Genomic DNA, 12,504 nt, shown 5'->3' on the forward strand with positions numbered 1-12,504 from the left:
CTACTTGAGCCAGATAAGACCCTGCCGGGGTCTTATTCGCTCCACTCTAGGTAGCTTTTATCCCACACCTCGGTTCTAACGCTTAAGGTCCCTCAAGGACCTTAAAAGCCGGAATCCCCTTTATTTTGCCGGCTCTCGCCATAAATTCCGCATCCTTAAGGTCCCTAGAGGGCCTTAACCCGGCAAATCGCCGCTGCGTTCCGAGGGTTAAGGCTCCTAAGGGACCTTAACACCCTTGTCCAACCCTTAAAATCACTCTATTTATGTATCGTAACCTTCGTACCCGTAGGCACCGCATTATATAGCCATTCTACATCCTCATTCAGCATGCGGATGCAGCCCGCGCTTGCGTTCGTGCCGATGGATGAAGGGGCGTTGGTTCCGTGAATGCCGTACTTCGTTCCTTGGGTATTCGGGACGCTTAGTCCCAGCCAGCGGCTGCCGAGCGGGTTCTTCGGATCGCCCCCGGGAATTCCTTTGGCGGAGTACCAAGGGTTCTCGATCTTTGTTAGAATCTCGAAAGTTCCGGTTGGCGTTAAACCCGCTTTTTTCCCGCTGGCAATATTAAATGTCTTCTTAATTGTCCCTCCGGATTTTACGTACAGCTTATTCTTCGTAATATCGATCTCTATGGAAAGCTTGGTCGAGGCCGTCGCAGCGACCGTGCTGCCGGACTTCGCCGCCGCCATGTAATACGGATTAGGAATTTGCAGCTCTTGCCCCGCTTGAATGAGGCTTGTATCCGTGCCCACCCCGTTCGTCTGGGCAACCGCCTTCTGATAGTCCTGCGATTTGAAATATTTGACCGACAGGCTATACAGGGTATCGCCTTTTACAACATGATGCCTACCTTCTCCCGACGGCAGCGGAATGCGAAGCGTCATCCCGATTTGCAGCTCGGTATTGGGATCGCTTATCCCGTTGTAGGTCATTAAGGTGTCCATATAGTTGCTGCGGTTAAAATAGCTTTTCGTGATCGCGAATAGGGTTTCTCCCGGCTGTACCTCGTAGTAATCCAGTACGAGAGGGCTTTTCAGCTTGATCACCGTTCCGGCTTTCAACGATGCTTTGGGATTCAAGCCGTTGAGTTTCGCTACTTGTTCGTAATCGCCTGTCAGATAGTATTTTTTCGAGATACCAAACAACGTATCTCCCGGCTTAACGGTGTAAGGAACGGTAATGCCGGCAGCCTTCTCCGCCTCTGCCCCCAGATTCCCCGGATAACTCGCCAATGCCATCATAACCATAATCATACAAAGGACCCACTTCGACAACCTGCTCAACGATGATCACACCTTCTGAAGGAATAATTGCGGCTCATCTGATTCGCTGTCATTCGGCAGGATTCCTTCTTGTTCGGCAGCCTCCGGCAACAATTGGTGCGTACGTAGGATCCGAAAGCAAAAAGAACCCGCAACAGCGGGTTCTTCAGGAACTATCCTTTCCCAATATACCTAACCCTCGCAAGGATTCAAGAACTAGTCTTTAATCCATCCCCCAGCCAATTACGCCTACCATTATTTTTCTAATCGGCTCCATCGCCATGTTAATAAGCGCTACCGTTGTACCTGATTCCGTACCCGGCCAGTTGAGAACAAAGCCTACCGCGATAACGGCACTCCAGGTCAGCAGAACCAGGTAAACGACGAAATCTTTGTACCATTTTTTGCGGAGGAGCGGCTTTCCACCTACAAGCAACAATACGACGTACGCCAGTACGATCACAATAGCGACATATAACACGTCCTACTTCTCCCTCTTTTCCATCAAGTAATCAAAGGATTTGTTGCTTAATCCCATCCGTGCCATCCGGAATTTGACCTTCGTCTCAAGCGGGGCCTGCTTGAACACCTGATCCCAATTCTTGCTCCACGTTTTCCATTGCTTCGGATATTTGCGATGGGTCTTCTCCGCCGCTCCGAATATATCCGTATTTAACTGTTGCCCCCTCTTCCATGCCTCTTGAAGCAGGGCACTAACCTGCAGCTGCCCCCCTTGTTCAAGCAACTGGATGATGCCCGGTTTATATAAATCCTGCGAGCAAGTGGATTCCAATAAGGATCCGGTCACGTCGACCTCCGCCGTAAACGTGAGCTGATTACTCTTCAGCTTCGGAATAACCTTCGTGGAGGACTTCAGAATTTGAATGGTGTCATAGCCTTTCTTGCCTTTATCGTCTTCGCAAGGAACAACAACAAAGGACTGTTTCACGCTATCCCTCAAATAAGATGCTCCTAGCGATTCCTTCCGGCTCATCCAGCCGATCATTTTATCATCCTTCAGGACGGCGAGGCGTCCCAGCTTCAGCTTGGAAGGAATGGATGTGCTTCCGAATGAATCCAGGGAGGACGTATCCTCCGTTCCGGACACAAAAATCTCGGGGACAACGGCGCTTTTCGCATCCCCCGTCACTTCCATGGCAAGCTGATAGACCGGAATATTGGGCAAAATGGAGGTGTTTTTCATCTCGGATAAAATAATCTCCTTCATACCTGCCCCCGAAATCGCCTGCAGCTGCATGAACTGCTCCAGAATTCGGCGCGCCGTGCCCGGCGTCGCAAGCACGCTTACGGTCTCCCGGGTGCTCGAATTGCGGAAATAGACGTCGATCAGTTCGTTTACGCCATGCTGCAGCGCTTTTTCCCCAATAACCACGACACGGTTATGAGCGAAAAAAAGCTTGCGCGGGCTTTCCGAATAGCTGTGCATAATCGCATCCCGTATGGTTTTGCCTTTCGTCGAGTATACAATGATAGGCGACTTCGGGCCGCTGCCTCCCGATCCCCCCATAACCGATGATATTGCGGCAGGAATAACAACCTGGTAGGACACAATCCAGCTGTTTCCGTCCCAATCAATGCCCGTTGCCGATGTGATGGCCACTTCGTTCAGCTCGATCCGGTTCCAGCAGCCGGTTGTCAGGGACGCAAACAGAAGAAGCAGCATAGCGCAACAAATAGACTTAAATCGCAATCTCATGGCTTCCGCATGCCTCCTTGCTGCTTTCGTTTCCTTCGCGTGACGAGAAGTCCCAGAGCAATAAGAATGGGCAGCAAAATATTCGTGATCAGCAGCACCGGCATGTTGACCAGGGTTGTCATAAAGGTGCTCTCCATATCTTGCGGCCACTCGCTCGCTGACGTTACGATCGCCAGAAGGCTTAATCCGATAACCGTATGGCGTTCGCTGCGCAGACGAAGAGAGTGGAAGATACAATGAACGGCTGCAAACAGGAACACGGCTAATTTGATATACATCGTCAGGACCCAGACCGAAACGGTAAATATTTCGATCCGCTCCAGAAACTCGCCAACCTCCACGATCGACATGACATTAACAAAGGCGTAGGACATAAACGGAACAAGCTGCTGTCCAAAGATCGTAAGACTAAGCAAAATAACGAGCACAAGCTGCGAGGATCCAAGGAAAGTGCCCAAAAGACCTGCTTTCACAACGGATGCCGGTTTTTTCATATAAGGATTTATAAGAAGCAGGACAGCTACCTCCGACAACAGACCGATAGGAGGAAAAGAAGCAATCGCCAATCTTACCGGGCTCGTATCAAACAGTGGGATAAGCCTCTTGAAATCAATGTCTGTATAAAGAACAAAGACGGATATTGGCACAATAAGCATGATCAGGATTAGCACCAAAAAAGACGATCGAGCAATCGCTTCGATTCCCTGCATGACGGTAAAAGCCGCTACGACGACCATAATGGCCGTCAGCATAAACAGCGGAGTGGAATCAAGGACAATATCGGATATAAAATCGGCAAACGTACGGACAATGACGCAAAAGGAATTAAAATAATAAATCCCTATAAATAATCCGATCCCCACGCCAATCGGTCTTCCGAAGCTGCTTTCCATCCATTCCAGGAAAAGCTGTCCTTTATTAGCCCTGCAGATCAGGGCAATTCCCAGAGCCATAATCATGCCGGCTATGGTTGCTATTACGCCTGAAATCCAGGCGTCATGGTGAGCAATCGTGACCATTACGCTTGGCACTGCCAATACGAGCGTAGGCGTAACCGCGCTTTGAATTAAGGCAACGGTCTGCAGGGTCGATATAGCCGGCTTCATGATTCTAGGCTCCTTCCTGATCGGGGCTGGGCTTCTGCCCCGCGCCTTCCCTTACTACATTGCTATCGTTAGAGATATTCAAAGGGCGTTTACGCATGGCCCACCATGGCACGCGAATCAGTACATCCTTCAAATTGGACGGTACAAAAGGCGAAAAAGGCATCATATACGGCTTGCCGAATGAGCGTAATCCGCATAAATGGGCAAGCAGAATCATAAGCCCGGACATGATGCCGAACAAACCGAACGTACCGGCCAGAATCATTAACACAAAGCGGATAAGCCGGGCGGCAATGCCCATATTTACGGCAGGAATAACGAAGCTCGCAATAGCCGTAAAGGACACGACGATAACCATGGCTGCCGATATAATCCCCGCCTGTACGGCTGCCTGGCCAAGCACGAGAGCTCCAACGATCGAAATCGCGGGTCCGATAATCCGCGGCATCCGGACACCCGCTTCGCGTAAGATCTCGAAAGTAATCTCCATCAGGAAGGCCTCAAGCAAGGCCGGAAAAGGAATCCCTTCCCGCTGGGCCGCCAAGCTGATCAGCAGCGAGGTCGGCAGCATTTCCTGATGAAAGGTGGTGATCGCAATATAAAGCGACGGAAGCAGCATGGATATAAAGAAGGAAGCCATCCGGATGATCCGTAGAAAGGTCGCAATATCGTAACGCTGATAGTAATCCTCGCTCGATTGAAAAAACTTGGCAAAGGTTACCGGCGCGATCAGCACAAACGGCGTTCCGGATACCATAACCACAACCTGGCCTTCCAGCAGAGCAGCGCTTGCCGCATCCGGACGCTCGGTATTCTGCAGCAGCGGAAAAGGCGTAAACGCCCGGTCCTGAATAAACTCTTCGACATAGCCGCTTTCCAGCACGCCGTCGATATCGATTTTATCCAACCGGCGGTGAACCTCATTGACGATTTCCTGCTCCGCGATTCCCTCCAGATAGACAACCGCCACATTCGTTCTTGTCTGGCGTCCGATCATCTTGTAGTCAAACCGTATATCGGGTGACTTAATTATTCTGCGGATAAGCGAGGTATTGGTCCGCAGATTTTCGGTAAAGCCACTCTTCGGCCCCCGAATAACCGTCTGGCTGCTTGGCTCCTCTACCGCACGGGTTTTGCCTCCGGTAGTATCCATCACGATAGCCCTCAGGCTGCCGTCCACCACAAGGACCGTGCTTCCCTCAAGTATGCTGTAGCCTGCTTGCTCAATCGTGCTGACTTCGCTAAGCTTGCCGATTGCGATGGACTGTTCGGTTAAATGATGATATAGGCCGGCCCCTTCGCTGCTCTTCTCATTCGTATACGAATTATTGGCATCGTCCAGCAGACTAAGCAGCAGCGTGTTAATAGTCGTCCCCTCAACAATGCCGTCAATATAAAGGATCGCATAACGAGTGTTGTCAAAGGAACGGTGCTGAAGCGTACGGCATACGACATCCTCGCCGCCCCCCAGGAACCGGTGCAGGCGCTCGATATTGATATCCATATCCGTAAGCAGCACTTGCTCAGGCTGCTTGTCCTGACCGGACGAAGTGGTCTGCTTGCCCGGCTTTGATGAAGTCTTATCAATTAGCATGGTTGCTGTCCTCGCTAGATGGCTGTTTTTGTACCTTGCCGCGCGATCGAACGCCGGACCGTAGAAGCATAACGATCAGCAGCAGGATCGGAATATACATTTGGAATATTGGAAAATGATATTTGATATTTTGTTCGAAGCCGACGTTTACCTGGTGCATGTAGCTCTTAAACCAGAACGAGCCGAAAAAAATGCCGATACCGACCGGTATGGCCGCAATTCGAAGCGAAATGCGAAGCAAGTAGGCTAGGGCAAGCGAAGCGCCAAGGTAATAAGCCGTCAATTTTACATATACCGCTGTAAAGAACAAGAGCGCGACAAACGGATCAAACCGTTCAAACACATCCCCGATCGCCACAAAGGTTGTCGCTTGCAGAAGCGGTACCGTACTCCATCCGGCTAAGGAGCCTAGGCTCGCGATAATTACTACATTCATGACGGTAATAAACGCTCCGGCGAACAAGTAGCTCTTTAACGTTACCCGCATCACCTGGCCAAAGCTGCTTTTGTCGATATACCGCCAGAACATGAGGAACAATACCATTTCGCCGAAAGGAAATGAGATAATCTCGGGAATAGCGGCGTCCCAGACCGGCTTGAAGCCCTTTTCCAGCATCGGAAGCAGTCTGGCAAGATCTATGGTTCCTGTAAAAATCAATAGGCAATAGATTAAGACATAGATCAAAATCAGGATCGGCAGCAGCACCTCCGTCATTCGAAAGAATACTCCGGGACCACCCATGACGGCATAACCGCCAATAATGCAAATGATGAGCATGATGACGGAAAGCGGCGTATCCGACAGCAGAAACATAATGGAAAGGTCTGCGAACTCACGGACATTACGGGTGCATTTGTAACAGAAATAGACGACATAGACGAGTCCAAAAACAAAGCCAATCACTTTGCCGAAGTACAGCATGAATATTTCAATGAGGTTCCGGTCAGGCTCAAGCCTTTGGATCTGCAGCGTCACAAGACTGATAACCACAAATCCGGCCAGCACGCCAACGGCCACCGACATCCACGCATCCCGCTCCGCCGTGCCGCCAAGCAGAAATAAAGAGGAGCTGCCGATTAAAAACAGAATGACCATCGTAGCCATCTGTCTCAACGTCACCATGACTAATCCCCTCCCGTCCGAGATGTGCCCAAAATTGCATTTCTTATCATGCCCGGCGGAATGGAAAATAATTCAGAATGAGGAAGCGGGAACCGGATAGGGGAATAAAAAAAGCTGTCCGGGGTGGACAGCTTTTTTACTACTTTCGTTCGATAACCTCCGCTAGCGGATCCTTTGGCGGGATGTGGTTATGCTTGCGGAATGCGTAAACGCGGATGGCGATAATCTTGATAATCGCATAGACGGGAACTACGATGATCATCCCGAAAGCGCCGATAATGGAGCTTGCGCCAATAACAAGCAGCATGACGGTGAACGGATGAACGTTCATTTGCTTGCCGATGATCCGAGGTCCGATCAGGTTCGCTTCAATCTGGTTCGAGACAACAAGCACAACGCCAACCAGAAGCACCGTCATCGGAGAGACGGTAAGCGCAACAACAGCCGTCGGGATAAAGGCGATTAACGGCCCGATATAAGGGATGAAGTTCGTGATGGCGGCAATCAAGCCAAGCAACAACGGATAAGGCATATCGATAAGCAGGTAACCAACAAAAGTCAGCACGCCGATAAGGAGCGACGTGAGCACTTTGCTCAGGATAAACGAACCAATCGACGCATCGATCTCCTTGAGCGCCCCGCTTGCTTCCTTGTGGAAACGTTCCGGCAGCATCCGCAGGATATGGCCGGGCAGCTTGTCTCCCTCGCTCAGCAAGTAATAAATCATAAACGGAACGAGACCAAGCAGGAAGAAGAAGTTCATAATCACGTTAAAAATGCCGCGCACGCTGCCGATGACGGAATTAAGCAGTTCATCCAGCGAACCGGTCAGCTTGTTCGTCAGATTTTCCGTAGAAAGGGCATCCTTCTGCCCGATTTCCCTCAACCATTCATGCTGCTGCATGGATTCAAGCCATGTCTGGACGGAAGCGACGATCTGCGGAAAGTTGTCCACCAAATTAATGGACTGGTCCCGGATTGGAGGCCAGATCATCCAGAAGAACAAATAACAGATGCCAATCGCGCCTATGTAAACGAGCAAAATAGCGACCGCCTTGGGCAGCTTCATAGAAAGCAGCCTTACAAACGGCCGGAACAAATAATAGAACATGCCGGAGATCAAGAGCGGCACGAATAACGCGGCAAGCACCTTGCCGATCGGATTAAACACGAAATCTACTTTAGACGCCAGATAGGCGATCAATAAAACAACGATAATGCCATAACCTATGCGAAACCACTTGCCTTGCGGCATACGGACAAAACTCCTTTTAACGATATTTTTTCCCTATTACTAGAATTAACGCAAAACGGTCGGAAATAAACATAGGAAGAGCAATTATTCCTCCCAAATTCGCTGAATGCTAGGTTTACCCGCCGGGAAGGTAAGCTGAAAGACATCGGGATTAGACATGGCTTCCCACTCTTCAAATCCGATCCGGTTGTCAAAGTGCTTAAGCAGCAGAGAAATCAGATTGCCGTGGGAGACGATAACAATGTTGTTTTTGCCGCTGTTCAGAGCTTCCGTAAGGACGTTTACCGCACGGCTCGTTGCTTCATTGCTGGACTCCCCTCCCTCGTAAAGCAAATCCGGATCCTCGTAAGTCAGTCGCAGCATCTCCCGCCAATCCGCATGATTGGCTCCTGACAGAACTCTCTCGGTTAAGCGGTCATCCGTAGCTATATCCACACCAAGTCTGCCTGCAAGCGGCGCTATTGTTCTAAAAGCTCTTTCGAACGGACTGGATAGAATGACATCTACTTCCCTGCAGGAGAAAAAGTCCGCAAGCTCTTCCGCCTGCCGAATGCCCGTCTCCGTTAATGGCGCATCCGGCTCCTGTCCGGCTGCTTTGCAATGACGCACGATATACACTTGTTTCATGACGTTGCCTCCTCTCAAAAATACTTTATATGAAAATAATACCAAAACAAAAACCTGAAAGCTCTATGAACTTCCAGGTTACCAGCACTCCAGCACTCCAGCCCCCAACTCACGGGCAATAAAAAAAGACGGTCCCCAAGGAACCGCCCTAACCTCTCTTATCAGCCCTTCGCCGCAAGGAACGCGGAAGCCTGCGTTTCCAGCTCGGTTTTCACTTTGTCGACGCCCGCTGCCTTCATCTTGGAATTCAGCGAATCGAATTGCTTGTCGACATCCTTCACGGCCCCGATCGCAAGCGGCATGAAGTATTGCGTGGAGACGTTTTTCAGATTCGCAATCTCGGTCTTCACATTGTCCGTGTTAAACGTGAAGCCCAGATACGGGATCGGCTGCAGGAAGTCCTTGATCTTGTTGTTCAGCTCGATGTAGGAATCCGTCCAGCTTGCGCTTGGCTTGAAATAATCCTTGTCGACGAACCAGAAGCCCGCTGCATCGGGAGGATACGTATTGTCCGCAGCGGTTACGCCGTCCGGCAAGGCCAGCTTGTCGTCGGCCGTAAGCACGTAGTTCTTGCCTTCGATTCCATAGTAAGCATTAAATACGTAATCCTGATTCTCCATGATCAAATCAAGGGCTTCCATCGCCCGTTCAAGATGCTTGGAGCTTGCGGCGATCGCAACGCCGTTGTTCAGCCAGCTGTTGGACGGCGCATGGCCTGTCGGCGACAGTACCGGCATAATGTAGGTGTCGATGTTCTTATCCTTGCAAGACGACAGGGTAGCTTGAATGTCGATGGAGTTGCCGAACGCTACGCCGGATTTTCCGTCGCAGAAATTATCCTTCGAGCGAATCTTGTTGGAATAAGGATTCTTGTTGACATATCCCGCATCATACCATTGCTTCATAATGCCGGCCGCATATTTGAATGCGCCTTGAACCGGCTCGTCGGTGATGCTCAGGATTTTACCGGTTGCGTCCTCCTGGTCGGTATAGTTGCCGACACCGGACGGGTCGCCGGAATCAAGCGGAGCGCCGGCGTAAGCGAACTTCTCTTGGACCAAAGCGCCAAACGGTGCCGGAAGGTCATATTGAGAGTCCAGGTTCAGCGGAATCATGTTCGGGTAATCCTTCTTAATCTCGGCAAAATAAGGCCCCAGCTCGGAGATCTTCGTCGGATTCGTCAAACCCGCTTTCTCCATAACGTCCTTGCGGAGCACGATTACGCCAACCTTGCGGTCTGGAGTTGTAGTCGGAATCATGTATTGCTTGCCGTTTACTTGCGCGGCTTTGTAGGCAGCCGGATCCTGCTTCGCCGCATATTTCGGCATATACTTCTGGAACATATCCTGCGTCAGTTCCTTGAAGGAGCCTTTATTGGCTTCAGGCACATAGAAGTTCCAATCGGCCGTGAAGACGAAGTCGACATCTTCGCCCGATGCCAGAATAAGCGGGTATTTCGCGGCGATATCTCCCCAGCCGATATAGTTAATCTCAAGCGTTGCGTTGATGTCCTTCTTCAGTTTTTCGTTAAGGGCTGCCATGACGTCGGGCATGCCCTTTGGCGCTTCGCCCAGCAAATACCCGACCAGTTTCACTTCTTCCGAGTTATCATTGCCGGTATCTGCGGCAGCCGTTTCCTTGCTGACGTCAGACGGAGAAGCTGATGCTGAAGCCGAAGGTTCTTCAGAGACCTTGGAGGATGCCGGCGTATTGCTGCTATTGTTGCTGCTGCAGGCGGCCAGTAAAAGCGCGATCAACGCGATCAAGGCCAGCATCGTAAACGGGCTTTTTGTTTTTCTTATCAAAATAAATCCCTCCCCTTATAATGGCCAAGCAAATAAAGCATCTATATAAATTCCGATTCAAGCGGAATCTATATCATCCCTTAACGGCGCCAATCGTTACGCCGCTGACGAAATACTTCTGCGCAAACGGGAAGACGAGCAAAATAGGTCCCGTTGCAATCACGGTCATTGCAAGCTTAAAGGTCTCCTTCGGAGCATCCAGGCTTGTCACATGCTGCGCCATAGCGGAGGACAGATTGATGGAGGACAGCATTTTATAGAGCAGATATTGCAGCGGAATGAGCGAGTCCTTCGTCGTAAACATCATCGCCGTCCACCAGTCATTCCAGTAAGCCAGCGCGGTAAACACCCCAATCGAAGCAAGCGCAGGCTTGCTGAGCGACAGAACCATCTGCAGGAAAATCCTCATCTCGCCCGCTCCGTCAATCCTCGCCGATTCAATCAGCGGCTCGGGAACGGAGCTTTTTATAAAGCTGCGAAGAATAAGAATGTACATCACGTTGAACATCGGACCTAGAATCAGCACCGCGTAAGTGTTCGTCAGGTGCAGGTTGCGGCTGAGCCAAATATAGTAAGGAGCAAGTCCGCCGTTAAACAGCGTGGTGAAGAAGAGGAAGAAGGCCAGCTTATTGCGGTGCTTCAGCTCTTTTCTCCCCAGCACATAGGCGGCCATCGTTGAGATGAACAGCGACAATACTGTGCCTACTACCGTCACAATAATCGATACCTTGTAAGCCGAGAGCACATCGTTTGGATAGCGGAAAATATACTTAAACGCTTCAAGGGATACCTCGCGCGGCCAGAACCAGTACCCGTCCGCAAGCACGGAGCTCTCAGAGGAGAATGCGCCTGCCAGAAGAACGATAAAGGGCAGCAGACATAGAAGAGCAATGATGGATACGACCGTATAAGAGATCGTTGTAAAAAGCGGAGCGGAATTCAGCTTCCGGCTGGAAGTTGGACTGCTCATCGTAACACCTGCTTTCTCGCGTAAGTGGAATAGGAAGCTTGCGGTTAGAACAGCGCTTGTTCTCTGTCATACCGGCGCACCAGCCAGTTAGCGGTCAGAATAATAATGAGGGTCAGCACCGACTGATACAGTCCGACCGAAGAAGCCATGCCGAAATCGGCAGATCCCATTAAGGATCGGAACGCCAGCGTATCGATAATATCCGTCGCGTCCATCAGCAGACCGTTGTTGCCGATCAGCTGATAGAACATATCGAACTCGCCTCTCATAATCCGCCCGAGTCCCAGCAGCAGCAAAATAATCATCGTTGGCTTGAGCAGCGGCAAGGTAATTCTCGTAATCCGTTGAAGCCGGGTTGCCCCGTCAATCGTGGCTGCCTCGTAAATCTCCTGGTCGATGCCTACAATAGCGGCCAGATACAGGATACTGCCGTAGCCTACCCATTTCCACACATACAAGAAAGGAAGCAGGAAGTACCAATAGCTGGTGTTCGAATAAATATCAAGCGCCTGCACGTCCATGTAATGAAGAAGCTTGTTTACGATGCCGTACTCGTAATTGAGGAAGTTATAGACAAAGGCCGACACCGTTACCCAGGAAATAAAATACGGAAGGAACATCAGCGTCTGACTGAGCTTCTTGAACGATTTGCGCCGGATCTCCGACAGGAATACGGCAGCCACAATGGAGAACAAGGTGTAGCACCCAAGGAACATCACGTTGTACACCATCGTATTGCGGGTAACAAGCCATGCTTTGCCCGAAGCGAAGAAATAATGGAAATTGTCAAAGCCCACCCATTCGCTCAGGAACATGCCGCCTTGCCTGGAATAAGATTCGAAGGCCATCACGACGCCGCCCATCGGGATGTAAGCGAATACGACAAAGTAAACGGCAACCGGTAAAAACATCAGATACAACAGCCAATTCTTTCGAATATCCTTCATGCGAGCAACCTCCGTAACATTCTCTCCATCAATCTCTATCTGTTTCTATGTTATCGAAAGCGGCTTTTGCCTCACACGGGGTAAACCTACGATCATCT

General features: G+C 50.4%; 11 protein-coding genes. All 11 read right to left on the bottom strand.

What is annotated here, in order from left to right; all coding sequences use genetic code 11:
* Positions 1-257: 257 nt before the first annotated feature.
* Complete coding sequence (locus PGL01S_RS19215) at positions 258-1,253, bottom strand: LysM peptidoglycan-binding domain-containing protein (RefSeq protein ID WP_127496207.1); 996 nt, start codon at positions 1,251-1,253, stop codon at positions 258-260.
* Between the two features lie 232 nt (positions 1,254-1,485).
* Entirely contained in the window at positions 1,486-1,743 is a 258-nt protein-coding gene (locus tag PGL01S_RS19220; RefSeq protein ID WP_127496208.1) for a hypothetical protein, read from the bottom strand.
* 3 nt (positions 1,744-1,746) lie between these two features.
* Positions 1,747-2,979, bottom strand: a complete 1,233-nt coding sequence (locus PGL01S_RS19225; RefSeq protein WP_127496209.1) for a Ger(x)C family spore germination protein — start codon at positions 2,977-2,979, stop codon at positions 1,747-1,749.
* Positions 2,976-4,085, bottom strand: coding sequence for a GerAB/ArcD/ProY family transporter (locus PGL01S_RS19230; RefSeq protein WP_127496210.1), 1,110 nt, complete (start codon positions 4,083-4,085; stop codon positions 2,976-2,978). Before PGL01S_RS19230 ends, PGL01S_RS19225 begins: the two co-directional genes overlap by 4 nt.
* Before the next feature lie 4 nt (positions 4,086-4,089).
* A complete protein-coding gene (locus tag PGL01S_RS19235; protein WP_127496211.1) occupies positions 4,090-5,679 on the bottom strand; it encodes a spore germination protein in 1,590 nt (529 codons plus the stop codon).
* Positions 5,669-6,802, bottom strand: a complete 1,134-nt coding sequence (locus PGL01S_RS19240; protein WP_127496212.1) for a GerAB/ArcD/ProY family transporter — start codon at positions 6,800-6,802, stop codon at positions 5,669-5,671. The genes PGL01S_RS19235 and PGL01S_RS19240 overlap by 11 nt, the downstream gene beginning before the upstream one ends.
* A 139-nt stretch (positions 6,803-6,941) precedes the next feature.
* Positions 6,942-8,057, bottom strand: coding sequence for an AI-2E family transporter (locus PGL01S_RS19245; protein WP_127496213.1), 1,116 nt, complete (start codon positions 8,055-8,057; stop codon positions 6,942-6,944).
* Between the two features lie 84 nt (positions 8,058-8,141).
* Complete coding sequence (locus PGL01S_RS19250) at positions 8,142-8,684, bottom strand: histidine phosphatase family protein (RefSeq protein WP_127496214.1); 543 nt, start codon at positions 8,682-8,684, stop codon at positions 8,142-8,144.
* A 161-nt stretch (positions 8,685-8,845) separates the two neighbouring features.
* Complete coding sequence (locus PGL01S_RS19255; RefSeq protein WP_127496215.1) at positions 8,846-10,489, bottom strand: ABC transporter substrate-binding protein; 1,644 nt, start codon at positions 10,487-10,489, stop codon at positions 8,846-8,848.
* Positions 10,490-10,562: 73 nt separating this feature from the next.
* Positions 10,563-11,459, bottom strand: coding sequence for a carbohydrate ABC transporter permease (locus PGL01S_RS19260; protein ID WP_127496216.1), 897 nt, complete (start codon positions 11,457-11,459; stop codon positions 10,563-10,565).
* A gap of 44 nt (positions 11,460-11,503) precedes the next feature.
* Positions 11,504-12,406, bottom strand: coding sequence for an ABC transporter permease (locus PGL01S_RS19265; RefSeq protein WP_015842534.1), 903 nt, complete (start codon positions 12,404-12,406; stop codon positions 11,504-11,506).
* Between the last annotated feature and the right edge of the window lie 98 nt (positions 12,407-12,504).

The organism is Paenibacillus glycanilyticus NBRC 16618, from assembly GCF_004000805.1.
GTDB classification, from domain to species: Bacteria; Bacillota; Bacilli; order Paenibacillales; family Paenibacillaceae; genus Pristimantibacillus; species Pristimantibacillus glycanilyticus.